Genomic DNA, 25,564 nt, shown 5'->3' on the forward strand with positions numbered 1-25,564 from the left:
CTTGCGTTTCCGACTCTATCAGATCTTTCCGATCCGATTTCCTCGGTGCTTTCCAGGTTTCCGCTTCCGCGTTTCCCTTTCCGGCGGTTCCGACTCTATCAGATCCTTTCGGGCCTGATTCCCAGTCAGCGGGCTTGTCTTCCCGGCTGTTTGGGCCGTTCCGACGTCTCAAACCTTAGCGGACCGGCTCCCCGATTCCAAAATCGGAGTGGGAATTCAATTCGGGCATGCCGAAATCGTTCCCGGGGGAAGGTCGTGCTGGTGGAATGAGTGCCGCTGATGCGGCGGAAGTGCGGCCACAGAACCGTTACGGCGCTGCGGCAACCCGAAGAACTTTACGGATCGGGAGGGTGGCTGTCAAGCCTCCCCTGTCAACCTCTTTAGTCGAGGTCGCTGAGCCGGCCGCCGGCGTCCGGCTGGTCGTGCTCCACCCTGCGCAGGATGCGGGTGAGCACCTCGCCGAGGGCGGTCCGCTCGTCGGGGGAGAGGTCCTGGAGCAGGTCCTCCTCGAAGACCGAGGCGAGGCGCATGACCTCCAGCCACTTCTCCCGGCCGGTGCCGGTCAGCTCGACGATGACGCGGACCCGGTTGGACTCGTCGCGGTCCCGGGTGACCAGGCCCTCGGTGACCATGCGGTCGATGCGGTGCGTCATCGCGGCCGGGGTGAGGCCGAGGCGCTTGGCCAGGTCGCCCGGGCCCATCCGGTACGGGGCGCCGGACAGCACGAGGGCCTTGAGCACCTCCCAGTCGGCGTTGCTGATGCCGAGGTCGGCGGTCTGGCGGCCGTAGGCGACGTTCATCCGGCGGTTCAGCCGGGACAGGGCCGACACGATCTTCTCGACCTGGGGGTCGAGGTCCTGGAACTCGCGCTGGTAGGCCGCGATCTGTTCGTCGAGCGTCGGCTCTCCGGCAGCTGAGGTGTCGCCCATGGGTCGCAGTATGGCACGGCGGAGCTTTGCCTTGAAGTCCTTCGGAATATAGTCTTTAGCTTCGAAGTTTAGGATCTAAGTCTTCACTCCTAACTCCCGCTGACTCCTTCTGACTCCTTCTGACTCGTGAGAGAGGTGAACGTGACCAGGGCGATGGGCGCTGCGATGCGCCGGATCCATGTGGGCAACGCGCTCAGCGCGTTCGGGCTCGGTTTCACCGTCCCCTACCTGTACGTCTATGTGGCGCAGGTGCGGGGGCTGGGTTCCGTGACGGCGGGGCTGGTGCTCGCCGTGTTCGCGGTGGCGGCGCTGATCGTGCTGCCGTTCGCCGGGCGGGCGATCGTCCGCCGGGGTCCGTTGCCGGTGCTGCTCGCCGCCCTGGTCGTCGCCGCGTTCGGGGCGCTGAGCCTCGGTGTGTCCGGGCAGGCGGCGACCGTGCTGCCGTCCGCCGCGCTGCTGGGGGCCGGGCAGGCGGTGATGCAGCCGGCGCTGGCGACGATGATCGTGGACTGCTCGACGGCCGACACCCGGTCGCGGGCGTTCGCCACGCAGTTCTTCCTCCAGAACCTCGGGCTCGGCATCGGCGGGCTGATCGGCGGGCATCTCGTCGACACCTCGAGCCCCGCGTCGTTCACCCTGCTGTTCGCCATCGAGGCGGCGATGTTCCTGCTGCTGGTCGGCGTGCTGGCCACGGTGCGGATGGCGCGGGCGCCCCGGGTGGCGGAGGCTCCCGCGGGCGCCAGGGGAAGCTGGCGGCAGTTGCTGGGCAACCGGGCGATGGCGCAGTTGCTCGTACTGGGCTTCGTGCTGTTCTTCGCCTGCTACGGGCAGTTCGAGTCGGGGCTGAGCGCGTACGGCGTGGCGGCGGCCGGGATCTCGACGTCCGCGCTGGGGACGGCGCTGGCGGCGAACACCCTCGCCATCGTCGTCGCGCAGTTCGCGGTGCTGCGGTTCGTGGAGCGGCGCAAGCGGTCGCGGGTGATCGCCGCGGTCGGGCTGATCTGGGCGGTGGCGTGGGCGGTGGCCGGGTACGCCGGTCTGGGGCACGGCAGCCAGTCCATGGCGACGGCCGCGTTCATCTCGACGTACGCGCTGTTCGGGCTGGGGGAGTCGCTGTTGTCGCCGACGCTGGTGCCGCTGGTCGCGGATCTGGCGCCGGAGGGCATGGCGGGGCAGTACAACTCCGCTTTCGCGCTGGTGAAGCAGCTCGCGCTGGCTGTCGGGCCGGCGGTGGGCGGGCCGCTGGCGGCGGCGCTGCCCGGACCGTACGTCGTGGTGTTCCTGCTGTTCTCGCTGTTGCTGAGCGTGCTGGCGGTGCGGCTGGGGCGGCGGCTCACCGCGGTGCAGGACCGGCCGTGGCTGCTGCGGGCCAGCCGGGTGGTGCGGCAGGGCGGTGCGCCGGCCGCCGAGTCGGCGGCGCCCGCCGAGGCGTAGCGGCCGGTCAGGGGCGGGGCAGGGCGAACTCGCACCACACCGCCTTGCCGCCGCCCGGGGTGCGTCTGCTGCCCCAGCCGGAGGCGATGGTCGCGACGATGGCGATGCCCCGGCCGGATTCGTCGGCCGGTTCCGCGCGGCGGCGACGGGGCAGGTGGTCGTCGCCGTCGGTGACCTCGATGATCAGGCGGCGGTCGGTGCGGCGCAGCCGCAGCCGCATGGGCGGCGTGCCGTGCTGGAGGGAGTTGGCGACCAGTTCGCTGGCGGCCAGGACGCCGAGGTCGTGCAGTTCGGTGGGGAACCGCCAGCTGGTCAGGACGCCGGAGGCGAAGGCACGGGCGCGCGGGGCGGCCTCGACACCGCCGAGCAGTTCCAGCGCGGCGTTGCGGAAGAGGTCCTGTTCGGGGCCGGTGCGCGCCGGGTGCTGGAGGACCAGGACAGCGACGTCGTCGTCGTGCTCGGGGGTGACGCCGGCCGAGCGGACCAGGCGGTCGCAGATCACCTGGGGCGTGCCGCGGGCGCCGGCCAGGGCGCGCTCCAGGGCGGCGATGCCCTCGTCGAGGTCCTGGTCGCGGCGTTCGACCAGGCCGTCGGTGTAGAGGACGGCGGTGGAACCGGGGGTGAGGGGGATGGAGCCGGAGGCGTGGACCCAGCCGCCGGTGCCGAGCGGCGGGCCGGTGGGTTCGTCGGCGCGGTGCACCGTGCCGCCCTCGTCGCGGACCAGGATCGGGAGGTGTCCGGCGGAGGCGTACACCAGCCGGCCCTCGTTGGGGTCGTGGATGGCGTAGACGCAGGTGGCGATCTGGTTGGCGTCGATCTCGGCGGCCAGGCCGTCCAGGAGCTGGAGGATCTCGTGCGGTGGCAGGTCCAGGCGGGCGTAGGCCCGGACCGCCGTACGGAGCTGGCCCATGACGGCGGCGGCGCGGACGCCGCGGCCCATGACGTCGCCGATGACCAGGGCGGTGCGGCCGCCGCCGAGGGTGATCACGTCGTACCAGTCGCCGCCGACGGCGGCCTCGGTGCCGCCCGGGTGGTAGGTGGCTGCGATGCGAAGGTCGTCGGGTTCCTCCAGTTCCTGCGGGAGCAGGGAGCGCTGGAGGGTGACGGCGGTCTCGCGCTGGCTGCGCTCGCTGGCCCGCAGCCGCTCGGCGGCCTCGGCGTGGTCGGTGACGTCGGTGGCGAAGACGAGGACGCCGCTGTCGCTGCCCTCGGTGACGGGGGTGCAGGTGAAGGTGTAGGAGCGGCCGTCGGGGGCCTTGCGGGACTTGAGGGTGCGGGGGCGGCGGCTGCGCTGGACCTGGTCGAGGAGGGGGAAGAGGCCCAGCTCGGCGAGTTCCGGGAGGGCCTCTCGCGCCCGTTCGCCCAGCGGGCGGACGCCGAAGGCCGCCGTGTAGGCGTCGTTGACGTAGGCGATGCGGTGGTCGGGGCCGTGCACCAGGGCGACGAGGGCCGGGACGCGGTCGAGGACGTCGCGGACCGGGAGGTCGTCGACGGCCGGTACGGGAGGGGGTTCGTCGGTCAGCTGTTCGACGCGGGCGGCGGGCACGGAGGACTCCGCCCGGCTCTCGCCCCGCCGGTCCGCGGAGACCGTGGTGTCCGTCCGCGCTGCCGCGCGGCGCTGCGTTCCGGGGAGCCGGGCGCTCCAGCGCGTGAAGTTCACGAATCCTTGCCTCGTGTAGTCGTCGGCGGCCGGCACCGGAGCCGGCCGGGGCCCCGGGGGCCGCGCGGGGGTGAGCGGCGGCCCGCCCGTGGTGGTGTGGACCAGTCTGGCAGGGTGCCGACCGGGCCGACATCCGTCAGACGCCGGGCCGGCCGGTGGAGTTCCTGGGTCCGGTCAGGACTACCCCTTCGGGTCTTTCGAGGGGTCTTGGGGAGGGATTCCCCCGGCTGCGAGTTCGAACTCCGCGCGGGGGTGTTCGAGTGAACCGAGCGAGACGATCTCTCTTCTGAAGAGTCCGGAGAGTACCCATTCGGCCAGTACGCGCGCCTTGCGGTTGACGGTGGGGACGCGGCTGAGGTGGTAGGCGCGGTGCAGGAACCAGGCCGGGTATCCCTTCACGCCGCGCCCGTGGACCTGGGCGACGCCCTGGTGGAAGCCGAGGGAGGCGACCGAACCGGCGGACTTGTGGGCGTAGGTCTCCAGGGGTTCGCCGCGCAGGGCGTGGGCGATGTTGTCGCCGAGAACCCTGGCCTGGCGGAGCGCGTGCTGTGCGTTGGGGGCGCATTCCTGACCGGTCGCGCCGGCGGTTACGTCGGGGACGGCGGCGGCGTCGCCGGCCGCCCACGCGTGCGGGGCGCCTTCCACGGCCAGCTGGGGGGTGCATTTCAGCCGTCCGCGCGCGGTGCGCGGCAGGTCGGTGGCGGCGAGCAGCGGATGGGGTTTGACGCCGGCCGTCCAGACGACCGTACGGGTGGGGAAGCGGGCGCCGTCGCTGAGGACGGCGACCCGGTCGGCGCAGGATTCCAGGCGGGTCTGCAGGCGTACGTCGATGTTGCGGCGGCGCAGTTCGGTGACCGTGTGCCGCCCCAGTTCCGCCCCCACCTCCGGCAGCACCCGGTCGGTCGCCTCCACCAGGATCCATTTCATGTCGTCGGGGTCGACGTTGTGGTAGTAGCGGGCGGCGTAGCGGGCCATGTCCTCGAGTTCGCCGAGGGCCTCCACGCCCGCGTAGCCGCCGCCGACGAAGACGAAGGTCAGGGCGGCGTCGCGGAGCTCGGGGTCGCGGGTGGAGGAGGCGATGTCCATCTGCTCGATGACGTGGTTGCGCAGGCCGATGGCCTCTTGCAGGGTCTTGAAGCCGACGCCGTGGTCGGCGAGGCCGGGGACCGGCAGGGTGCGGGAGACGGAACCGGGGGCGAGGACGAGTTCGTCGTAGCGGACCTGGTGCGCGCCGCGGCCCTCCTGCGCGGTGGCGAGGGTGGTGACGGCGGCGGTGCGGTGCGCGTGGTCGACGGACTCGGCCTCGCCGACGACGACCCGGCAGCGGCCGAGGACCCGGCGCAGCGGTACGACGACATGGCGCGGGGAAATGGAACCGGCCGCCGCCTCCGGCAGGAACGGCTGGTACGTCATGTACGGATCGGGCGTGACGACGGTGATCTCGGCCTCGCCCCGCCGCAGTTCGCCCTTCAGCTTCCGTTGCAGGCGCAGGGCTGTGTACATCCCGACGTAGCCGCCGCCGACAACGAGAATGCGCGCACGTTCCTTCACCATCCCATGACGCACCCGGCGCTTGAGTTTGTCCACAGGCCCGGCAATTCGTATGACCGCGGATCCACGGTGGACAGCATTGGCCGATTCGTCATGGGCCGGGACAGGTTCGCAGGTCAGCAGGGGTGCGCCAGGAGCCGGCAAAGGGATCATCGAGGGCGTTTCGGACCCGTACTCCGATCGGGGTGCGCTCCGTGCGGAACCTGCCCCTTCTGAATTGACTCCCACTCAACTATGTTCGTCACGACGGAGTGTAGGGGGATGCGCTCATCGGGTCCGCGACGGGCGGCCCGGACAGCGGCTTGTTCCGCACACGCTCCGGCTTCCGATGACGGGGAGTGTCTCCGGGGGGAGACGTCATTACCGGGGGATTGTCTATGCATGTTCAGAACTCTCATTGGCCGTCCGCCTCCGCTGTCGCCGCCGGCGGCACGATGAGCGCGACGACGGGTGGACGCGGGGACGGTGCGCGGTCGGCGCCGCTGCGCGTGGACGCTCAGCGCAATCTGGAGCACGTGCTGCGCGCGGCACGTGAGGTGTTCGGCGAGCTGGGATACGGCGCGCCGATGGAGGACGTGGCGCGGCGCGCCCGGGTCGGGGTCGGGACGGTGTACCGGCGCTTCCCCAGCAAGGACGTGCTGGTGCGCCGGATAGCCGACGAGGAGACGACGCGGCTGACCGACCAGGCCCGGGCGGCGCTCGGGCAGGAGGACGAGCCGTGGTCGGCGCTCTCCCGGTTCCTGCGGACGTCGGTGGCGTCCGGCGCGGGCCGGCTGCTGCCGCCGCAGGTCCTGCGGGTGGGCGTGGCCGACGAGGCCGTCGACGACGGTCCGGCCGGTGAGCACCGGGTGCCGCAGCAGCGGCTTCAGCCTGGCCCGGGCTCGGGCTCGGGCGAGCTGCGGCTGGTGCCGGAGCGGCCGGCCGACGAGGTGACCGTGTCCCTGGACGACGACACGGGCGCCGCGGCGCTGCTGGAGGTCGTCGGCCGGCTCGTGGACCGGGCCCGCGCGGCGGGTGAACTGCGACCGGACGTGTCGGTCTCCGACGTCCTGCTGGTCATAGCCACGGCGGCACCCTCACTGCCGGACGCGGCCCAGCAGGCGGCGGCGTCGGCGCGACTGCTGGACATCCTGCTGGAAGGGCTGCGGTCGCGGCCGCTGTGACGCGGGGGGCACTGGGCCACTGGGCCACTGGGCCACTGGGCCACTGGGCCACTGGGGCACTGGGGCACTGGGGCACTGGGGCACTGGGGCAGCATGGCGGTCGGCCGGGACCGGTGGGAGTTTGGGGGGAGCGGGCGGGGTCGGTCGGGATCGGCTGGAGTCGGCCGGATCGGCCCGAGTCAGTCAGAGTCGGCCGGAGTCCGCTGTGATCAGCCGGAGTCGGCCGAGCACCCACCGGTGCGGATCGGGGCGGGTCAGGGCAGATCGGGGCGGGGCGGATCGGCGCGGGGCGGATCGGGGGGATCAGGCTGGCTCAGGTCCGCTCGGAGCGTCTCAGGCCGGGTTGGGCCGAGCTGGGCTGGGTCGGGCTGGGCTGGTCCGAGCCGGATTGAGCCGGGCTGGTCCGAGCCGGATCGGATCGGTACGGGCCGGATCGGATCGGTACGGGCCGGATCGGTACGGGCCGGGACCGGGCCAGCCCGGCCCGGATTGGTACGCGAGCTTCCCCGTACGAGTGGCCGCGCACACTCATCCGTACGTGATTCCCACGGACGAGTGATGCTCCGTACCGCCCGTTCCTGCCCGAAAGCCGCTGTGACACGCTGACCCGGTGTTTGATCCGGCCGGGCAGGTAGCGGGGGCTTACCGCGATGAACGTTGACAGGCGGAGCGCACCCGGTGACGGGGACGCGGAGTCCGAGGGTCCGTCGCAGGTGCCCGGTCGGGGCGGACCGGCGGCCGTCCCCCAGGAGGCGGTCCCGGCCCAGTGGCATCCGTACGGCGACAGCGTGCTGCCGCCGCCGCGCGAGCTGCCGCCGTCCGACGCCGAGCTGATCGACCGGCTGCGCGCGGGCGACGACACGGCCTACGAGGAGCTGTTCCGGCGGCACGCGGACGCGGTGCGGCGCTACGCCCGTACCTGCTGCCGGGACGCCGACACCGCGGACGACCTGACCGCCGAGGTCTTCGCCCGGGTGCTCCAGGCGGTGCGCGGCGGCTCCGGCCCCGAGTACGCCGTCCGTGCCTACCTGCTCACCAGCGTCCGGCGGGTCGCGGCCGGCTGGACGCGGTCGGCCCGGCGTGAGCAACTGGTCGACGACTTCGCGGTGTTCGCCGCGCAGTCGACCCGTCCCGCGCCGGCCGCGGACGACGACACGCTCGAACTGGGCGCGGACGTACGGGCGATGCACGAGGCCGAGCAGTCCATGGCGGTGCGGGCGTTCCGTTCGCTGCCCGAGCGGTGGCAGGCCGTGCTGTGGCACACCGAGATCGAGGACGAGTCGCCGAGCCAGGTGGCCACGCTGTTCGGCCTGGACGCCAACGGCACCCGGGTGCTGGCCAGCCGGGCCCGGGAGGGCCTGAAGCAGGCGTATCTCCAGGCCCACGTCAGCGACGCGCTGGCCGGCGACGAGGAGTGCGCCCGGTACGCCGACCAGTTGGGCACCTACGCGCGCGGCAGGCTGCGTACCCGGGCCGAACGGGGACTGCGCAAGCATCTGGCCGAGTGCGCCAAGTGCCGGCTGGCCGCCAGCCAGATCCAGGAGGTCGCCGGCGGGATTCCCGGCGTCGTGCCGGTCGCGGTCATCGGGTGGTTCGGGGCGGCCGGGTACGCCAAGGCGGCCGGGATCATCGCCGGCGGGGCGGGAGCGGGGGCGGCCGGAGCCGCGGCGGCCGCCAGCGGTACGTCGTCCGGGGGCGCGGGCGCGGCGGCGTCCGAGGGGCTCGGTGCGCCGGCGAAGGCGGGGATCGCGGCGGGCGTGCTGGCGGTGGCCGTCGCGGCGACGGTGATGGCGCTGGTCGGCAACGCGCCCGACGACAAGGCGGAGCCGGAGGCGGCGCCCTCCCGGTCCGCGCCGGTGGTCCGGCCGACGGAGCCGACGCCTGCTCCTCCGCAACCGGCGCCGCGGCCCACGTCCGCTTCGCCGGCCCCGTCGCGTTCTCCGTCCCCGGCACCGACGCCCACCCGGGCGCCGAGCCCGACGCCCACCCCCACTCCCACGCCGACGCCTCCCGCGAGCCCGAGCCCGACTCCCAGGCCAACGCCCACGCCAACGCCCACTCCCACGCCGGTGCCGGCCGTGTACCGGTGGAGCGAGCTGTCGTACGACATCGCCGGGGACGGGAGTGAGCCGGAGATGCGGACGGGGGCGAGCAGTTGGGCGTGGCAGCGGTCGGGGCCGGAGATCGCGGGCCGGCGGTACGCGCACGGGGTCACCGTGCACGGCCGTTCCTCCGTCACCATCGACCTGAACCGTTCCTGCACGTCCTACGACGCGTTGGTCGGCGTCGACGACATGACCATGAAGCTGGGCAAGGTCCGCTTCTCGGTCCACGCGGACGGGGTCCAGCTGTGGCAGTCGGCCGTGATCGGGGGCGGGGATGCCGCGGTGCCGGTGCATGTGGACATCGCGGGCCGCACGTCCGTACGGCTGGTCGTGGAGCCGCAGAGCGCGTTCGACAGCCTGGCGTTGGCGGACTGGGTGGAGTCGCGGTTCACGTGTGCGTGAGCGCCGCCCCGGGCGGCAGGCCGCCTCAGGCACCCCCGCCCGTTCCCGCCCCCGCTCAACCGCCGGAGGCCAACGCCCCGCGCAACGGCGCGATCCCCCCGGGCACCGCCCGGGCCCGCGCCGGTGTCCCCGTCCAGCAGGTCCCCCGTCGCGCCAGCAGCCGCCCCAGCCACAGCTCCAGCGACACCAGATCCGCCAGCCCGTCCAACGGCAGCGCCTCCCCCGCCGCGGCCCCCCGCACCGCCTTCCGTACCACCCTCGCCTCCACCAGCCCCGCCTCCGCCAGCAGCGGCCGGTCGAACACCTCCATCAGCGCGTCCGCCGCCCCCCGCAGCCCGGCCCGCGCCGTCGTCGTCGCCATGGCCTGCGTCGGCGTGCCCCAGCCCCCCGGCACCTCCCGCACCCCGGCCCCCTCCAGCACCGTCCGCAGGATCGCCGCCCGCGCCCCCGGCCGCACCCGCAGCGCCTCCGGCAGCGCCCGGCAGGCCCGGACCACCTGGTTGTCGAGGAACGGCGTGTGCAGCCGCTGCGAGCGGATCTCCGCCGCCTGCTCCAGCACCCGTACCTCCGCCGCCTGCCGCGCCAGCGCCGCCCGCGCCCGGTAGTCACCGGGCCGCTGCCCCGGCCCCAGCGCGGACCGCTGCGCCGCCGCCTGAAGACGAACCGATACTTCAGCCAGCGCCTCCCCGGTCAGCCACCGCGCCGCCGGCCCGGGTCTGCCCCAGCTCAGCGCGGCCAGCGACGCGTCCACCGCGCCCATCGCCCCGTCCCCGAGCTCGGCCACGTCGGCCTCCCGCCCGCGCAGCCCCCGCAACTGTGCCGCGAGCCCGTCCAGCCCCTCCCGGTACGGCGTCCGCGACAGCCGCCGCGCCGCCCCGTACACCCGGGCCGGCACCATCACCGACCCCACCGACCCGTCCGCCTTGGCCAGTGCGGCCACCGGCCGCACCAGATGCCGCCGCCGGCGGTCCATCAGCAGATCCGCGAGCCGCGCCGGATGGGCGTCCAGCACCTGCCGCGCCCCGTACCCGGTGAAGTGGTCCGCGCTGCCCGCCGCCAGCCGCGCCCGGTGCCGCGCCACCGAGACCAGGCCGGCCGCCGGTTCGTCGGTCAGCGGCCCGTCCAGCTCGGCGTACGGCAGGGTCTCCGCGCCGCCCGCCACCACCACATGGTGCAGCCGCGGGTTGGCGGCCAGCGCCCCCGCCCGCTCCAGCTCGGCCTCGCGCCCGCCGACGGCCAGGTCGTTGAAGGTGACGGCCAGCAGCCGCTCGCCCGCCCCGGTGCCGTGCCCCAGCACGGTCCCCGGCATCCCCGGCAGCCCCGCCGCCAGCAGCGCCAGCGTCCCCGACGCAGGACCGCCGGACAGGTCGGCCCCGATCCCCGGCACCGGCATGCCCCGGGCCGCCCGCCGCTCGGCCGGCCCCATGCCGGGCACCGGCCCCGGGTCGATCCCGTTGCCGGGCACGTGCCGGGGCGCCGCGAGCCGGGTCCGTACCGCCTCCACCAGCGCGTCCCGTACGCCGTCCACCGCGCTGTCGGGGTCGGCCGGCGGCGCCGCCACCGCCAGCGAGGCCACCGGCTCGTACCCGGCGATCTCCCGCGCCCCGGCGCGCAGCACCAGTGCGTGCCCCGGCGGAACGCGTTTCACGCCGTCGTAAGGGGTCGCGTCGTCCAGCGCCGCCGGTACGTCCGGAGCGGCGAGCAGCGCGGCCAGGTACGGGAAGTCGAGGTTCGCCTCGACCAGGTCGGCGAGCGGCAGCGCGGCGGTCGCGTAGGCCGTACCGCCCGCCCAGGGGGTGTGGAAGACGGGCCGCGCGCCCGCCAGGTCGCCGCAGACCGTGATCCGCCGCCCCACCTGGACGACGGCCGTGTAACTCCCGGACCAGGCGGTCAGATGCCGCAGCGCACCGCCCCGCGCCGCGAACAGCGCGACCCGCAACTGCTCGTCACTGGCCCCGCAGAGGCCCAGTACGGCGATCCGGGTCTGCGGGTCGGCGCTGACCACCCGCACCTCGTCGGGGCGCCAGTCGCCGACCGCCCACAGCGGATCGGGGTCGCCCCACAGGAGTTGGGACCCCACGGGGTGCACGGTCTCACCGTCGTACCCGGTGGCGCCGGCTGTCGCGCCGCCTCCCAGGGCTCCCGCTACTCCCGCGGCGGCGCTGCTCCACCCCACCAACCACCGCATCGACGCCTCCACAGCCTGTGGACAAACCAGTGCACCGTACGAACTGGTTCCCCATGCTGCCATGAAGGGCGCGCGCCAGAGCGTCGGCGGAGCCGCTCACACCTGCGCGGCCACACCCTCGGTATGCCCTCACGAGAGTCCGGCCACCCGCCTCCGGAGGAGGATCGGCGACGCGAATGCGCCCCCACTGCGCGCCCCAAGGACACCCAACGCGCCCTCAAGTGCCGTGGTGGGAGCGGTAGTGCGCACAAACGAACGGGGCTTATTTTCAGCCAAATCAAAAAGCCAAGACCACGTTCGAACACGCTCCGTACACGTCCGCACCGGCCCTGCGCACCACCGGACCGCGCACGGTCCGGGAGACGGGACACGCCTCCCGGACCGGTCCGCCGCCCGCGGGGATATGAGGCGACGGTGTCCCCCAGCCCACTGGATCCAGTACAGCGGGCCGACCCACGCAGGACCCATGGAACCGCTCCCCCGATGGCCGGACCAGAGCGCACGGACGGGCGCACGGCCACACATCGGGAGCACACGGCAACAGTCCGTACAGACTCCGCACTTCAGTACGGACCACAATCCCGCCATCCGGAACAATGCCTCTTAACGCTTGGGATGCGGCGAACTACGCTGGGTTTACGAATGCCGCGTGGTTATGCCAGCGCGGCAGCCGTCTGTGTCGAGGGGTGGCGCATGTCCAGGGAGCAACGCGGGCCGAACGAAAAACTCGGCGCCGTTCTCGCCCTCGCGGGAATCAGCAACGCGGGTCTCGCGCGTCGCGTCAACGACCTTGGCGCACAGCGGGGCCTGACGCTTCGCTACGACAAGACGTCGGTGGCGCGCTGGGTGTCGAAGGGAATGGTGCCGCAGGGTGCGGCTCCGCATCTCATCGCCGCCGCCATCGGCCAGAAGCTGGGCCGCCCGGTGCCGCTGCACGAGATCGGCCTGGCGGACGCGGATCCCGCCCCGGAGGTCGGCCTCGCCTTCCCCCGGGACGTCGGCCAGGCGGTGCGCACGGCGACCGAGCTGTACCGGCTCGACCTGGCCGGCCGGCGCGCCGGTTCCGGTGGCATATGGCAGTCGCTCGCCGGTTCGTTCGCGGTCAGCGCGTACGCGACGCCCGCCTCGCGCTGGCTGATAACCCCGGCCGACACGTCGGTGGCGCGCGACGCGAGCCCGGCCGAGGGCTCCGGCGCACCGCTCAAAGTCGGCCACAGCGATGTGCGCAAACTGCGGGAGGCCGCCGAGGACGCGCGCCGCTGGGACTCCAAGTACGGCGGCGGCGACTGGCGTTCGTCGATGGTCCCGGAGTGCCTGCGGGTGGAGGCGGCGCCACTGCTGCTCGGCGCCTACTCCGACGAGGTGGGCCGCGCCCTGTTCGGCGCCTCGGCCGAACTGACCCGGCTGGCCGGCTGGATGGCGTTCGACACCGGCCAGCAGGAGGCCGCCCAGCGCTACTACATCCAGGCCCTGCGGCTGGCCCGCGCGGCGGCCGACGTCCCGCTCGGCGGCTATGTCCTGGCATCGATGTCGCTCCAGGCGACCTACCGCGGCTTCGGCGACGAGGGCGTCGACCTCGCGCAGGCGGCCCTGGAGCGCAACCGGGGCCTGGCGACCGCCCGCACCATGAGCTTCTTCCGGCTGGTCGAGGCGCGGGCCCACGCGCGGGCGAGCGACGCGCACGCGGCCGGCGGGGCGCTGAAGGCGGCCGAGAGCTGGCTGGAGCGGGCCCGCCCGGGCGACAACGACCCGCCCTGGCTCGGTTTCTACTCCTACGACCGGTTCGCCGCCGACGCCGCCGAGTGCTACCGCGACCTTAAGGCGCCCCGCCAGGTGCGCCGCTTCACCGAGCAGGCGCTGTCCAAACCCACCGAGGAGTTCGTCCGCAGCCACGGCCTGCGGCTCGTCGTCTCGGCCGTCGCGGAACTGGAGTCGGGCAACCTGGACGCGGCCTGCGAGCAGGGCGTGCGCGCGGTGGAGGTGGCGGGGCGGATCTCGTCCGCCCGCACCACGGAGTACGTCAAGGACCTCCTGCACCGGCTGGAGCCCTACGGCGACGAGCCGCGCGTGGTGGAACTGCGCGAGCGGGCCCGCCCGCTGCTGATGGCCCCGGCCTGACCGCGGCGCGGTTCCCGGGTTTGAGGGCGTTGTCAGTGGCGCAGTGCACTATCGAACCCGGGAGGTGGAGCAGTGCGACCGATGGTGCGACCGATGAGCGCATACGCGTACGACTGCGACGTGCTGGTGATCGGCGGCGGGATCGTCGGCCTGTCGACGGCGTACGCGATCTCGCGCGCCGCGCCCGGCACCAGGGTCACGGTCCTGGAGAAGGAGCCGGGCCCGGCCCGCCACCAGACCGGCCGCAACAGCGGCGTGATCCACAGCGGTGTCTATTACCGCCCCGGCTCGCTGAAGGCCCGGTTCGCGGTGCGGGGCGCCACCGAGATGGTCAAGTTCTGCGCCGAGTACGGCATCGCGCACGCCGTCACCGGCAAGCTGATCGTCGCCACCGACCGCGCCGAGCTGCCCCGGCTGCACGCCCTGGTCCAGCGCGGCCGGGAGAACGGCATACCGGTACGGGAGCTGGGCCCGGCCCAGATCGCCGAGTACGAGCCTGAGGTGCGGGGCCTGGCCGCCATACACGTCGCCACCACCGGCGTCTGCGACTACGTCGCCGTCGCCCGGCAGCTCGCGCAGGCGTCCGGCGCGGAGATCCGGTACGGCACGCAGGTGCTGCGGGTGGACCGGCGCCCGGAGCTCGGCGTCGCCGTGCGCACCCGGGCCGGGGACGTGGTCCGCGGCCGGGTCCTGGTCAACTGCGCCGGGCTGCACTGCGACGCGGTCGCCCGGCTGACCGGCGACGACCCGGGGATGCGGATCGTCCCCTTCCGCGGCGAGTACTACGAGCTGGGCCGCCCGGAGCTGGTGCGCGGCCTGGTCTATCCGGTGCCCGACCCGGCGTTCCCGTTCCTCGGCGTGCACCTCACCCGCGGCATCGACGGCAGCGTCCACCTCGGCCCCAACGCGGTGCCGGCCCTGGCCCGCGAGGGGTACGGCTGGGGCACGGTCCGGCCGCGCGAGCTGGCCACCACCCTGGCCTGGCCGGGCTCCTGGCACATAGCCCGCAGACACTGGCGCTACGGCGGGGGAGAGCTGCGCCGGTCGCTGTCCAAGGCGGCGTTCACCGCGGCGGTGCGGCGGCTGCTGCCCGCGGTGACGGAGGACGACCTGGTGCCGGCGCCGGCCGGGGTCCGGGCCCAGGCGGTGCTGCGGGACGGCACTCTGGCCGACGACTTCCTGATCCGGGAGACACCGCGCGCGGTCCACGTCCTGAACGCGCCGTCCCCGGCCGCCACCGCCGCGCTGCCCATCGGCCGCGAGGTCGCCCACCGCGCCCTCACGGCGCTCGGACCTGCCTGAGTCCGGCAGGACCGACCCTGCCCTGAGCCGGGCGGGACCGGCGTGCCCCCCTCGGACCGGCCTGCCCCCCTCGGACCGGCGTGCCCCCCCCCTCGGGCCCGCCGGAGCCTCCTCGGACCCGCTGGAGTCCCCTGGGACCCGCCGGAGCCCCCTCGGACCCATCGGAGCCCGGCAGGACCGGTCTGCCCCCCTGACCCACCGGAGCCCGCTCGTCAGCCCCCGGAGCCCCCTCGGACCCACCCGAGCTCGGCAGGACCGACCCGCCCCCTCCCTCGAACCGACCCGACCCGACCATGGCCCGACCCCGGCGAGACCGACCCGACCCGCTGGGACCGATCCAACCCGCTCGGACTCACCCGACCCCCTCGGACCCACCCGCCCCCGGACCCACCCGCCCCCGGACTCACCCGACCCACTGGGAGCGGCCCCTGGCCGCCCGCTCCCGGTCACGCGGGCGGGCCGCCCCGCCCCGTCCGCCGCTGCCCGGCCCGCACCCCCGTAAAATCGATCCCACTGTGTCTGATTCGCACCCCACCCCCGCAGCTCCCCGGCCGCCCCGCCGCAAGGGTGAGCCCCGTTTCCCGGACGGTCCCCGGGCCGATCCCGCCGGTGACCACTTCGAGCGGCGGATCCGCAGCTTCCAGCCCCGCCGCAGCCGGGTCACCGCCGGGCAGGCGGACGCCCTCCAGCGGCTGTGGCCCGCCTGGGGACTGGACATCGACGGGCAGCGGGTGCTGGACCTCGCCGAACTGTTCGGCGACGACCGCCCGGTGGTCCTGGAGGTCGGCTTCGGCATGGGCGAGGCCACCGCCGAGATGGCCGCCGCCGACCCGGGCACCAACGTGCTCGCCGTCGACGTGCACACCCCCGGCCAGGGCCACCTGCTGGCACTGGCCGAGCAGAAGGGGCTGACCAACGTCCGGGTGGGCAACGGCGACGCGGTCATCCTGCTGCGCGAGATGATCGCCCCGGACGCCCTGTCCGGCCTGCGCGTCTACTTCCCCGACCCGTGGCCCAAGAAGCGGCACCACAAACGGCGGCTGATCCAGCCGGAGTTCCTGGACCTGGCCGCGGCCCGGCTGCGACCCGGCGCGGTGCTGCACTGCGCCACCGACTGGGAGCCGTACGCGCAGTGGATGCTGGAGGCGCTCACCGGGCACCCGGCGTTCGAGAACACCGCGCCCGGCGGCGGTTTCGCGCCCCGTCCCGCGCACCGTCCGCTGACCCGTTTCGAGGGCCAGGGACTGGACAAGGGACATGTGGTGAACGACCTGCTCTTCCGCCGCGTACCGCACCAGGTGCAGCATCGGCACCAGGACCAGCCCCCCACCGGCGCCTGAAGCCCGGGCGTCGCCCCGTCTCGTCAGGATCGATGCCGTGGCCACCAGTAACCCGCCCCCGCCGGCCCCGCCCCCCTGCGGTGCCCCCCGCTGGTGGCAGCGCCGCCAGGTGCGCCGCGGCGCCCTGACCGCCCTGCTCGCGCTCTGCGGTCTGGTCATCCTGGCGCTGGTGCGCGAACAGACCGGCACCGAGGGCTTCCTGGTCGGTCTCGGCCTCGCCCTACTGCCCGTACCGGTACTGCTCGGCGCCTTCCGCTGGCTGGACCGGGTGGCCCCGGGCCCCTGGCGCAACCAGGTGTTCTGCTTCGCCTGGGGGGCCTGCGCGGCGGCGCTGATCGCCATCGTCGCCAACACCTTCGCGACCCGCTGGATAGCGACGGCCACCGCCGATCCGGCCGGCGCGGACACCTGGGGCACCACGGTGATAGCCCCGGTGGTGGAGGAGTCCGCGAAAGCCGCCGCCGTGCTGCTGGTCTTCCTCTTCCGCAGACGGGACTTCACCCGCCTGCTGGACGGTGTGGTGATCGCCGGCGTCACCGCCACCGGCTTCGCGTTCACCGAGAACATCCTCTACCTGGGCAACGCGTTCGGCACCGACCGCCTCACCGGCGACAGCGGCATCGCCTCCGTCACCGCGGCGACGTTCTTCGTCCGGATCGTCATGTCGCCGTTCGCGCACCCGCTGTTCACGGTGCTCACCGGCCTCGGCTTCGGCCGCGCCGCGCCGCGCGGCGCGGGCCGCCGGGCCCGGCCCGCCCTGTTCCCGCTGTCCGGTCTGCTGCTGGCGATGGGCACGCACGCGCTGTGGAACGGCTCCTCGGCCTTCGGCGAGTACGGCTTCTTCGCCGTGTACGCGGCGTTCATGGCACCGGTGTTCGGCCTGCTGACCTGGCTGGCCATCTGGTCCCGGCACCGCGAACTGGCCACCGTCCGCGCCGAGCTGCCGGTCTACGCGGCAGCCGGCTGGCTGACCCCGGCGGAGCCGTACGCGCTCGGCTCGATGCGGGCCCGGCGCCTGGCCCGGGCGCACGCCCGCCGGCATGCCGGGAAGGCGGCGGCCCGGACGGTCGCGGAGTACCAGGCGTCCGCCACCGAACTGGCGTTCCTGCGGCACCGGGCGCACCGCGGCCGGGCCGGCGCCGGTTTCGCCGCACGGGAGCGGGAGCTGCTGCACGAGCTGTGGCGCCGCCGGGAGACGGCCCGCCCGGCGCTGGACCACGCGGCCCGGACCACGGCACCACCGGTCCCGGTGGCGCTGCCCTGGACCCCGTACCAGCCGTTTCAGTCCTACCAGCCGTACCGGCCGTATCAGCCCTACCCGCCGTACCAGCCCTACCCGCCGGAGTATCAGGCGGCGGCCGGGGTCAGGGGTTGAGGCCCTTGCTCTGAAGCCAGGCCATCGGGTCGATGCCGGAGGCGGCGCCGTCCGGGTGGACCTCGAGGTGGAGGTGGGCGCCGGTGACGTTGCCGGTGGCGCCGACCCGGCCGATGACGTCACCCGTGTTGACCTGCTGGCCGACGCTGACGCTGATCGAGGACTGGTGGCAGAACCACAGCTCGGTGCCGTCGTCGAGGGTGAGGATCGTGCGGTAGCCGTAGGAGCCGGCCCAGCCCGCCTCGGTGATGGTGCCGGTGTGCACGGCCTTGATGAGGGTACCGGTGGGGGCGGCGAAGTCGAGGCCGGTGTGGTAGCCGGAGGACCAGTAGGCGCCGGCCTGCCCGAAGGTGGAGGTGATGGTGTACGAGGAGGTCGGCAGCGCGTACTGCTTGGCCAGCTCGGCGAGCCGCTCCGCCTCGGCCTTCTTCTTGGCCGCCTCCTCCGCCTTCTTCTTGGCGGCGGCGGCCTTGGCCTCGGCCGCCTTCTCGGCCTCGGCGGCGGCCGCGGCGGCCTTCTTCTCGGCGGCCGCCGCAGCTTCTTCGGCGGCCTTGGTCTCGACCTGGTTCTGCTGCTGCTCGGCCTGCGCCATGATCCGGCCGACCAGCGCCTGGCCGGCGGTGGAGGTCTGCTCGGTGTCGTCCTCGGCGGCGACGGAGACGATGCCGCTGAGCGGCGTGGCCGAGCCCTCGTCCGCCTGCTCCTCGTCGTCCGAGATGATCGAGCCGACGGACGGCAGGTCCGGCATGGAGATCGACACCGGCGGCTTGCCGGTCTGCGCGCTGGCCATGCCGCCGGCGCCGACGGCGGCTATGACACCGACGCCGAGGACGGTGGAGCTGCGGGCCAGTCCGCCGCGCTGCTTGGCGACCCGGTGCTTGCCGCGCACCGGACGGACGGTGTCCGCGGTGGGGTTCCACTCCTCGAACGGGCCCTCGTCGGGGCGGAAGGCGCCGTAGCCGAAGGTCTCGGGGCCGGGCTGGTTCGGCATGAGCGGGGCCTCGGGGGCAGGCCGGTTGGACGCCACGTGGGCGTGCTCCTTTCCTTCCGTCTCCGCCTACCGGGTTAGCTGACGGGTTCGGAGCGGGAAGGTCTCCTACGCGCGTATACGGGCCGTGTCTCCACGGTCGGATACGCCCGATTCACCCCAAGGTGGTGGTTCCCCGGTTCCCTTACGGGATTCGGCGCGTGCGCACGGAGCCGCCTTCTGTGACGGCTGGGACGACCGCGCTGCGTTATCGAACGTTAATAGAAGCGGGCCACTCTTTCCAAGCCGTTCCTCTTGATCATTAAGCTTTCCGCCCGGAACCAAGGCCGCACGAGCGGCGAAATCGGGGCGAGTTGACCGCCCCTCAGCGCCCAGCACCACCACCTCGCGCCCGGCTTTAAACCTGACGGTGTATCAGTTGTTATGCGGAGGGGGGTCACGCCGTCACCGTTCGTGACCGTCGTGTCCCGGCCTGCGTACGGCGAGCAGGGCCATGTCGTCCGCCATGCCGCCCCCGGAGTGCCGCCGTACGTCCGCGGCGAGGACGTCCAGCAGGTCGCCGGGGCGCCGGAAGCGCCGGCCGCCGAGCCGCGCGACCGGATCGTAGAACTCGCCCCGGGCGTCCCGCGCCTCGGTCACGCCGTCGGTGTACAGCAGCAGGGTGGCGCCGCCGGGGAACGGGGTCTCCTCCGCCCGGTCCGGCCACACGCCCAGCTCGCCCATGCCGAGCGGCAGCGCCACGTCCCGGCTGCTCAGGGTGCGCAGGCTGCCGTCGGCGTAGCAGAGCAGGGGCGGCGGATGGCCCCGGTTGACGACCCGGACCACCCCGTCGCCGTGCGGGAGTTCGACGAGGACGGCGGTGGTGAACCCCTCGAAGGCGTCCAGGCCCTCGCGCCGGGTGCCCTCCCGGGCCAGCGCCCGCTCCAGCCGCTGGGCCACCGCCTCCAGCGTCGACTCCTGCTCGGCGGCCTCCCGGAACGCCCCGATCACGACGGCGACGGCCGCGACCGCGCCCATGCCCTTCCCCCGTACGTCCCCGACGATCATCCGTACGCCGCGCGGGCTGTCCTGCACCGCGTACAGGTCGCCGCCGATGAAGGCGTCCGCCTGCGCCGCCTCGTAGCAGGCGGCGATCTCGAAGCCGCCGAGCCGTTCGGCGGGCTCGGGCAGCACGGCGCGCTGGGCCGCCTCGGCGATCTCGCGGGCGCTGGCGAGCCGTGCGTCGTTGCGGCGGACCAGGGAGTTGACGAAGACGGCGAGCACCGCGACCACCGCGATGGTGACCAGCTCGGTGATGGAGTCGACCTCGTGGGCGACGCCGAGGCCGACCTGGAGCCCTATGACGACGGCGACGGTGACCGCCCCGGTGAGCACGGTGCCGCGCCGCGAGTAGAGCGGGGCGGCGGTCAACGGCGCGGCGGTGTAGAGCGGGCCCGCGGTGAAGTACCGGGGGGTGAGCAGGTCGTACGTGGCACCGACGACGATCAGCAGGACCGGCAGCAGGCGTACCAGGGTCGTCCGGCCGCCGCGCCGGAGCCGGCGGCGCCGACGGCCGCCGGCGGGCGGTACGGGCGCCGGGGCGTCGCCGAGGCCCGGGTCGGGCACCGGGTCGCCGGGCAGCCGGCCGCCGGCCCTGGCGTACGGTCCCTCGTCCACGTCACCAGGCCGCACCGCTCGCCTCCCGCCACCGCCTCGGCTTCCCGTCCCGCCCGTCCAGGGTTCCGGGCGCGGGGGCGGGCGGCGACCGGTGGGGGGCCGTCCGGGTGGCGGAGGGGGACAGAGCCCGGACGCACCGATGGCCGGGTCCCTCGAAAGGGACCCGGCCATCGGCCTTGAGTAGCGGGGACAGGATTTGAACCTGCGACCTCTGGGTTATGAGCCCAGCGAGCTACCGAGCTGCTCCACCCCGCGTCGGTGTGTCACCAGCATAGACCATGTTCGGGGCGGCCCGCGCACACGTATCTCAGCGCCCGGGGTTCTCGGCGTGGGTGAGGGTCTCCCAGGAGACGAAGAGGTCGTCGGTGCCGGCCGGCCGGGTCCTGGCGGCGAGCTTGTGCGCGGCGGGCACGGCGACGCCGAGCCGGTTCTCCAGGTGGTTGAGGGCGACCTCCAGATCGGGCCCCAGGTTCTGTTCCACCGCTCCCCCGCACAGCCACTTCGGCGTCGTGTCCGCCTGCTGCTGCCGGGCGTGCAGCGCGAGGGTGGCCCGGAGCCGGTCCTTGACCTCGCCGTAGAGGTCGACGCCCTGGTGCCAGGCGGTCTCGGCGATGTGCGCGGTGGCGGCGACGGAGTAGCCGACGTGCGCGAAGTTCCGGCAGGTCTCCTGGGTGACGCCGTCCTTGTACGTCTGCTGCTGGTGCCAGTACGCGACCAGCCGCTCGCGGGTGGCGATGCTGCTGCCGGCCGGGGTGAACGGCAGCTCGCCGTCCTTCTCCAGGTAGAAGTAGGCGGGGACGCGGTCCCGGAACCGGCGCAGGGCGTGGTCGAAGGTCTTGTGGTCGTTCAGGAAGACGGCGGCCGAGATCGCGCCGTCGGTGGCGATCAGGTCCCAGTTGCCGTTGTGGTCGGGTACCTCCTCGGTCAGCCGGGGCAGGTGCGCGGTGCGCAGCATGCGCTCGAACCGCCGCACCCGGCCGTCCGGCCAGCCGGCGCCCGGGGTGTGCCGGACGAGTTCGGCGGCCCGCGCCCAGGTGGAGGCGGTCCATCCGGCCTGGAGCCCGGCGTTCGCCCCGGTGTGCTGCTTCAGCTTCCCGGACCAGGCGTCCATGATCTGCCGGGCCTTGACCGCGTGCTGCCGCTTGCCGGTCACCCCGAACAGCAGGGCCTGCGTGTACGCGGCGATGGCGTCCTCGCGCTCCTCCTCGCACCCCCGGCCGGCCTGTTCGCCGGAGGGGCAGTGCACGGTGGCGAACGGCCGCGCGGTGTGCCGGTACGACCCGTACGCGCTGTCCCGCATGGTCAGATACGCCTTGAGCCACGGCTGCCGCCCGGCGGTGGTGTTCTTCCGTACGGTGTCCAGCTGGGCCCGGCTGACCAGGACGCCGGGGTGGGTGAACTCCGCGTCGGCGGGCAGCGCCCGCGCCATCGCCCGGCCGGACTCCTGACCGCACCCGGCAGCGGCCGCCACGGCAAGGACCGCCGCCACCAGCGCCGCCGCCCGCCTGCGTACTGCCCTCATGCCCACCTCCGCGTCGTCGATCACTGGCAGCGTGCCCGCGGGGGGCGCGCGGCGCAGGGCGGGTTGGGCCGATCGGCGGTGCGGGGTCAGTCGTCGGGCGAGGGGACGGGGTCAGTCATTGATCGAGGGCGGGGGTTGCGGGGATTAGTCGTCGGTCGGGGCGGAGGTGCAGGGATCAGTCAAGGGCGGGGCGGGGGCGGGGGCGGGGATCAGTCGAGGAGGTGGCGGTTGGGCTCCTTGGCCCGTGCCTCGTACTCGGGCAGTACGACGACATCCGCCCCGGCGGCGGCCAGCACCCCGCTGCCGTCGGCGCCGGCGACGAACGTGTCGGGCTCCCGCCAGGCGGTGACCACCCGGCGGACACCGGCGTCGAGGATGAGCCGGGCGCAGGGCGCGGGCCGGGAGGCGCGCCGGGCGCACGGCTCCAGGCTGCTGTAGACGGTGGCGGTGGCGAGCCGCGGATCGGCCGGGCCGACCTTGGCGAGGGCGGCCTCCTCGGCGTGCGCCACGGGATCGTCCCCCTCCCGTGAGTGACCGCGGGCCAGTTCGGTCCCGTCGGCGGCGACCACGACCGCGCCGACGCTGAACGCCGTGCGGGACGGCGGACACCGCGCCGCCAGCTCGCAGGCGAGCGCCAGCCAGTGCCGGTCGGCGGCGGACGCGTGGCTTCCGGTGCCGGGGGCGGTGGGCTCGTACCGCATGAGCACGACGTCCTCGATCCGCCGGGTCTCGACCAGCCGGAGGCGGCCGCGCTGGTAGTCGCCGGGCCCGAAGAGGCGGGGCGCGGCCGGGTCACCGACGAGCAGCGGGGCGAGGACGAGGTGCAGTTCGTCCACTAGCCCGGCCCGCAGCAGCTGGGTGTGGACGCTGCCGCCGCCCTCGACCATGAGCCGCCGTACGCCGTACCGGCCGTACAGGTGTTCCAGTACGGCGGGCCAGCGCAGCTCGGCGCCGAGCGGGACGACGTCGGCGGCGATCCCCCGGCCCCGGGCCAGCTCGGCCCCCCGCTCCGTCGTGAACAGCGCCTTCTCCCCTCCCGTGTGCCAGAAGGCGGCGGCCGGGTCGAGGTCGCCGGAGCCGCTGACGGTGACCTTCAGCGGGTACTCCGGCTTTCCGGCCGCCGTCCTCGCGGCGCGCCGCTCGGGCGAGTTGACCAGCAGCCGGGGGTTGTCGGCGCGGATCGTGCCGGCGCCCACGAGGATCGCGTCGGCCCACGCCCGTACCGCGTCGACCCGGTCGAAGTCGGCCGGGGAGGAGAGCAGCAGGCGCTCGGGGCCCGTGTCGTCCAGGTAGCCGTCGAGGGAGACGGCGGCGGAGAGGAGGACGTACGGGTGGGGCATGGGGGGACCCTTCAACGGCTCGACGGCGCGGCGGTCGGCACGACCGGCTTGGCCCCAGTCTGAAGCAGCCCCGCCTCCGTCCCTGCGCCCCGTTCCAGGATGCCCGCGTCCGCACAGGTCAGCGGCCGTTCCAGCGTTCCAGTGTCCCGCAGTGGCCGGCATCCGTGGCGGCCGGGACGGATCACGGCACAAGCTGCGGTCGGTCGGCAGCCCGCCGGCCACCACACATCGACATCCGGAGCTACCGATGCTGCGTTCGCGTCTCACCACCCGTGCCGCCCGCCTCGTCCTGGTCACCGTCGCGGCGGCGGCGGCCCTCACCGCCACGGCGACCACGACCGCCGGCGCCGCCAGCGCCCCGCGGGCCTGCACGACCGGCGACCTGACCTTCAAGGTCACCGCCGAGACCCAGGCGGGCGGCTACGACCTTGTCACCGCCAAGGCCAAGCGGGGCGTCACCTGCACGCTGGAGGGCGTCTACCCGTCGGCCTCCTACGGCTCGTCCGCCGACACGGAGGTGTCCCCCGCCGAGCAGGCCGTCTCCGCCGACATCGTCCTCTCCGGCAGCAAGGCCGCGTACGCCGGCATCAGCCCCAAGACCACGAACAACGACTACGGCATCGAGTTCGACCGCATCCACCTCTCGGTCCTGGGCGACGAGCTGAACGCCGTCACCCTCGACCTCCCCGACACGGTCCTGGTCGACCGTCCGGTCGCCACGAACTGGCACGCGGCGGCGGCGGACGCGGTGCCGTTCGTCTAGCGGATCCCGGGGGGCGGGGGCCGCGCGGCCCCCCTTCCTCCGTCGGTCCGGGCTGACCCGGCAGGTCGTCATCGACACGGCGAGTGAGGGGTATTGCGGCGCGGCCGGTGGGCATGAGGTGGGTGGCGCGACGACTGGCGACAACTGAGTCGGCCCCGCTGGGGACGTCGACCCGGACGTCCGGTCCGCGCCCTGCCCATCACCGCTTGAGGAGCGGAATGACGATCACTGGCATCGACGTATCGAACTACCAGAGCGCCACCTACTCGCTGACCGGCCACGACTTCGTGGTGGTGAAGGCCACCGAGGGGGTGAGCTACGTCAACCCGAAGCACGCGGCCCAGGTGAAGCGGGCCCGGGACAACGGCCGGGTGGTGGGCCACTACCACTACCTCAACGGCAACAGCTCCATGGCCGCCCAGATGAACTACTTCCTCGCCGAGGCCGGTGCCCGCGCGGGCGAGTTCCTGGCCGTGGACTGGGAGGAAGCCGGTGTCTCGGGCGCGGAGAAGGACCAGGCACTCAAGTACCTGATCGGCAAGGCCGGCGGCCGCAAGGTCCTCCTGTACTGCTCGCAGTCGTACTGGACCACCCGCGACACCACCAGCTACGCCGGGGACGGGCTGTGGGTGGCGCAGTACAACGGCCGGCCCGGCCGGCCCTCCATCCAGGCCGACTGGCTGATCCACCAGTACACGTCCAGCCCCCTGGACACCAACGTGGCTCAGTTCGCGAGCCGCGCCGCAATGGCCGCGTGGGCGGCCGGAGAAGAGGAAGACGTGGCACTCACCGACGCCGACATCAAGGAAATCGCCGAGACGACGGCGAAGAAGGTCCTGCAGATCGACGGGGTGATCGCCAACCCCAACAGCGCGACCGCCAAGTCGAACCCGTACATCTCCGCGGCGACCGCCCTCCGCAACATCGAGATCGTGACCCGCCGCTCCGAGATAGCGATCAACGCCCTCCAGGCCACCGTCGAGAAGCTCGCGGGCCTGCTCGGCGAGAACGTCGACACCGCCACCGTGGTCGCCGCGGTCCAGGACGCCGTCCAGGACGCCGTGGCCAATGCCGAGGTCGGCGGCGCGGAGTCCTGACCGTCGCGCTGCGGAACGGCCGGGTCACGGGGCGCTCAGAGACGAAGCAGTCGCTGGGTGATCTCCCGGTACTGCCGCAGCGCCAGGTGGAGTTCGGCCGACTCCGTCTCGGAGCCCTCGTCCTGCCAGCCCGCGCGGAGGGCGCGGCGCTGTTCGGCGAGGGCCGCCACGAGGTCGGCGACGGCCTCGTCGAAGGCGCCCTCGGCCTCCTCCAGGGACTCCCGCGGAGTGTCGGGGAAGGTGTTGACGGCCCGCCCGAGACGCCGGGCGATCGTGTCCCGCCGCTCCGCCGGGAGCAGCGGAGCCGGACCCGGGGCGGGCCGTGGCGCGGCCGCCCCACGGGGCTGGTCCGCCGACTGCCGAGCGCGATTCTGGTCGTACATCATGATGTGCCGCTTTCCCGAACACGCGCGTTTGAAAAACCTGGGAGAGAAAAAACTGGACAGAAAGGGCAGAACCCCAGCTCGTTCCTCACTGAGCTGGGGTCTTCCTGGTAGGCCCTGTGGGACTCGAACCCACAACCAATGGATTAAAAGTCCACTGCTCTGCCAATTGAGCTAAGGGCCCAGGCGATGTTGCCGATGTTGCCACCCCGAGCATAGCCCCACGTGGCCGTGGAGCCGATCGGGTA

18 protein-coding genes, 2 tRNA genes and 1 riboswitch are annotated in these 25,564 nt (G+C 73.7%); of the genes, 9 read left to right on the top strand and 11 right to left on the bottom strand.

Features of this window, described 5'->3' with window-relative positions; all coding sequences use genetic code 11:
- Window positions 1-380: 380 nt before the first annotated feature.
- Entirely contained in the window at window positions 381-929 is a 549-nt protein-coding gene (locus tag AB0G32_RS22935) for a MarR family transcriptional regulator (protein ID WP_361166177.1), read from the bottom strand.
- Window positions 930-1,082: 153 nt separating this feature from the next.
- Between AB0G32_RS22935 and AB0G32_RS22940 the strand changes: the two genes are divergently transcribed.
- Window positions 1,083-2,363 (top strand): MFS transporter, encoded by a 1,281-nt coding sequence (locus tag AB0G32_RS22940; RefSeq protein ID WP_361166443.1) that lies wholly within the window; start codon window positions 1,083-1,085, stop codon window positions 2,361-2,363.
- Between the two features lie 7 nt (window positions 2,364-2,370).
- Here AB0G32_RS22940 and AB0G32_RS22945 read toward each other — a convergent pair whose 3' ends face one another.
- Window positions 2,371-4,023, bottom strand: coding sequence for a SpoIIE family protein phosphatase (locus tag AB0G32_RS22945; RefSeq protein ID WP_361166180.1), 1,653 nt, complete (start codon window positions 4,021-4,023; stop codon window positions 2,371-2,373).
- Window positions 4,024-4,203: 180 nt separating this feature from the next.
- A complete protein-coding gene (locus AB0G32_RS22950) occupies window positions 4,204-5,577 on the bottom strand; it encodes an FAD-dependent oxidoreductase (RefSeq protein ID WP_361166183.1) in 1,374 nt (457 codons plus the stop codon).
- 374 nt (window positions 5,578-5,951) lie between these two features.
- On the opposite strand from AB0G32_RS22950, the gene AB0G32_RS22955 reads away from it, so the two are divergent.
- Both AB0G32_RS22955 and AB0G32_RS22960 read left to right on the top strand, forming a co-directional pair.
- The gene (locus AB0G32_RS22955; RefSeq protein ID WP_361166187.1) at window positions 5,952-6,737 is read left to right on the top strand and encodes a helix-turn-helix domain-containing protein; all 786 of its coding nucleotides are present in this window, start codon (window positions 5,952-5,954) and stop codon (window positions 6,735-6,737) included.
- A 650-nt stretch (window positions 6,738-7,387) separates the two neighbouring features.
- Window positions 7,388-9,244: a sigma-70 family RNA polymerase sigma factor gene (locus AB0G32_RS22960; RefSeq protein WP_361166190.1), complete on the top strand. Its 1,857-nt coding sequence runs from the start codon at window positions 7,388-7,390 to the stop codon at window positions 9,242-9,244.
- 55 nt (window positions 9,245-9,299) lie between these two features.
- Here the strand turns inward: AB0G32_RS22960 and AB0G32_RS22965 are convergent, their stop codons facing one another.
- Window positions 9,300-11,432: an asparagine synthase-related protein gene (locus AB0G32_RS22965; protein ID WP_361166193.1), complete on the bottom strand. Its 2,133-nt coding sequence runs from the start codon at window positions 11,430-11,432 to the stop codon at window positions 9,300-9,302.
- 693 nt (window positions 11,433-12,125) lie between these two features.
- On the opposite strand from AB0G32_RS22965, the gene AB0G32_RS22970 reads away from it, so the two are divergent.
- From AB0G32_RS22970 to AB0G32_RS22985, 4 genes are all read left to right on the top strand, one after another.
- Window positions 12,126-13,550 (top strand): MFS transporter, encoded by a 1,425-nt coding sequence (locus AB0G32_RS22970; RefSeq protein ID WP_361166196.1) that lies wholly within the window; start codon window positions 12,126-12,128, stop codon window positions 13,548-13,550.
- 93 nt (window positions 13,551-13,643) lie between these two features.
- Entirely contained in the window at window positions 13,644-14,852 is a 1,209-nt protein-coding gene (gene lhgO, locus AB0G32_RS22975; RefSeq protein ID WP_361166199.1) for an L-2-hydroxyglutarate oxidase, read from the top strand.
- 515 nt (window positions 14,853-15,367) lie between these two features.
- Entirely contained in the window at window positions 15,368-16,192 is an 825-nt protein-coding gene (trmB, locus tag AB0G32_RS22980; protein WP_361166202.1) for a tRNA (guanosine(46)-N7)-methyltransferase TrmB, read from the top strand.
- Window positions 16,193-16,229: 37 nt separating this feature from the next.
- Window positions 16,230-17,567 carry a PrsW family intramembrane metalloprotease gene (locus AB0G32_RS22985; RefSeq protein ID WP_361166205.1) on the top strand — a complete coding sequence of 446 codons (1,338 nt, stop codon included), beginning with the start codon at window positions 16,230-16,232 and terminating at the stop codon, window positions 17,565-17,567.
- Here AB0G32_RS22985 and AB0G32_RS22990 read toward each other — a convergent pair.
- The 5 genes from AB0G32_RS22990 to AB0G32_RS23010 form a co-directional block, all read right to left on the bottom strand.
- Entirely contained in the window at window positions 17,557-18,594 is a 1,038-nt protein-coding gene (locus AB0G32_RS22990) for a M23 family metallopeptidase (protein WP_361166208.1), read from the bottom strand. The genes AB0G32_RS22985 and AB0G32_RS22990 overlap by 11 nt on opposite strands.
- 12 nt (window positions 18,595-18,606) lie before the next feature.
- Window positions 18,607-18,764, bottom strand: a riboswitch (cyclic di-AMP (ydaO/yuaA leader).
- Window positions 18,765-18,999: 235 nt separating this feature from the next.
- Entirely contained in the window at window positions 19,000-20,226 is a 1,227-nt protein-coding gene (locus AB0G32_RS22995; RefSeq protein ID WP_361166211.1) for a PP2C family protein-serine/threonine phosphatase, read from the bottom strand.
- Between the two features lie 166 nt (window positions 20,227-20,392).
- Window positions 20,393-20,466, bottom strand: a tRNA-Met gene (locus tag AB0G32_RS23000).
- A gap of 52 nt (window positions 20,467-20,518) precedes the next feature.
- The gene (locus AB0G32_RS23005) at window positions 20,519-21,733 is read right to left on the bottom strand and encodes an alginate lyase family protein (protein ID WP_361166214.1); all 1,215 of its coding nucleotides are present in this window, start codon (window positions 21,731-21,733) and stop codon (window positions 20,519-20,521) included.
- A gap of 209 nt (window positions 21,734-21,942) precedes the next feature.
- Window positions 21,943-23,073: a dihydrofolate reductase family protein gene (locus AB0G32_RS23010; protein WP_361166217.1), complete on the bottom strand. Its 1,131-nt coding sequence runs from the start codon at window positions 23,071-23,073 to the stop codon at window positions 21,943-21,945.
- Between the two features lie 247 nt (window positions 23,074-23,320).
- Here AB0G32_RS23010 and AB0G32_RS23015 point away from each other — a divergent pair, with 247 nt between their 5' ends.
- Window positions 23,321-23,836, top strand: coding sequence for a hypothetical protein (locus tag AB0G32_RS23015; protein WP_361166220.1), 516 nt, complete (start codon window positions 23,321-23,323; stop codon window positions 23,834-23,836).
- Window positions 23,837-24,054: 218 nt separating this feature from the next.
- A complete protein-coding gene (locus tag AB0G32_RS23020) occupies window positions 24,055-24,933 on the top strand; it encodes a glycoside hydrolase family 25 protein (RefSeq protein ID WP_361166223.1) in 879 nt (292 codons plus the stop codon).
- Window positions 24,934-24,968: 35 nt separating this feature from the next.
- Here AB0G32_RS23020 and AB0G32_RS23025 read toward each other — a convergent pair whose 3' ends face one another.
- Window positions 24,969-25,319: a hypothetical protein gene (locus tag AB0G32_RS23025; protein ID WP_361166226.1), complete on the bottom strand. Its 351-nt coding sequence runs from the start codon at window positions 25,317-25,319 to the stop codon at window positions 24,969-24,971.
- A gap of 105 nt (window positions 25,320-25,424) precedes the next feature.
- Window positions 25,425-25,500, bottom strand: a tRNA-Lys gene (locus AB0G32_RS23030).
- Between the last annotated feature and the right edge of the window lie 64 nt (window positions 25,501-25,564).

The sequence above is a fragment of the Streptomyces sp. NPDC023723 genome (assembly GCF_040639815.1).
GTDB lineage: Bacteria > Actinomycetota > Actinomycetes > Streptomycetales > Streptomycetaceae > Streptomyces.

What these genes read in the sequence shown, in the direction of transcription:
- AB0G32_RS23020 (WP_361166223.1), top strand. Translation starts at nt 24,055, where the DNA reads ATGACGATCACTGGCATCGACGTATCGAACTACCAGAGCGCCACCTAC.
- AB0G32_RS22960 (WP_361166190.1), top strand. Translation starts at nt 7,388, where the DNA reads ATGAACGTTGACAGGCGGAGCGCACCCGGTGACGGGGACGCGGAGTCC.
- AB0G32_RS22955 (WP_361166187.1), top strand. Translation starts at nt 5,952, where the DNA reads ATGCATGTTCAGAACTCTCATTGGCCGTCCGCCTCCGCTGTCGCCGCC.
- AB0G32_RS22965 (WP_361166193.1), bottom strand. Translation starts at nt 11,432, where the DNA reads ATGCGGTGGTTGGTGGGGTGGAGCAGCGCCGCCGCGGGAGTAGCGGGA.
- AB0G32_RS22940 (WP_361166443.1), top strand. Translation starts at nt 1,083, where the DNA reads ATGGGCGCTGCGATGCGCCGGATCCATGTGGGCAACGCGCTCAGCGCG.
- AB0G32_RS23025 (WP_361166226.1), bottom strand. Translation starts at nt 25,319, where the DNA reads ATGATGTACGACCAGAATCGCGCTCGGCAGTCGGCGGACCAGCCCCGT.
- AB0G32_RS22970 (WP_361166196.1), top strand. Translation starts at nt 12,126, where the DNA reads ATGTCCAGGGAGCAACGCGGGCCGAACGAAAAACTCGGCGCCGTTCTC.
- AB0G32_RS23010 (WP_361166217.1), bottom strand. Translation starts at nt 23,073, where the DNA reads ATGCCCCACCCGTACGTCCTCCTCTCCGCCGCCGTCTCCCTCGACGGC.
- AB0G32_RS22950 (WP_361166183.1), bottom strand. Translation starts at nt 5,577, where the DNA reads ATGGTGAAGGAACGTGCGCGCATTCTCGTTGTCGGCGGCGGCTACGTC.
- AB0G32_RS23005 (WP_361166214.1), bottom strand. Translation starts at nt 21,733, where the DNA reads ATGAGGGCAGTACGCAGGCGGGCGGCGGCGCTGGTGGCGGCGGTCCTT.
- AB0G32_RS23015 (WP_361166220.1), top strand. Translation starts at nt 23,321, where the DNA reads ATGCTGCGTTCGCGTCTCACCACCCGTGCCGCCCGCCTCGTCCTGGTC.
- AB0G32_RS22935 (WP_361166177.1), bottom strand. Translation starts at nt 929, where the DNA reads ATGGGCGACACCTCAGCTGCCGGAGAGCCGACGCTCGACGAACAGATC.
- lhgO (WP_361166199.1), top strand. Translation starts at nt 13,644, where the DNA reads ATGAGCGCATACGCGTACGACTGCGACGTGCTGGTGATCGGCGGCGGG.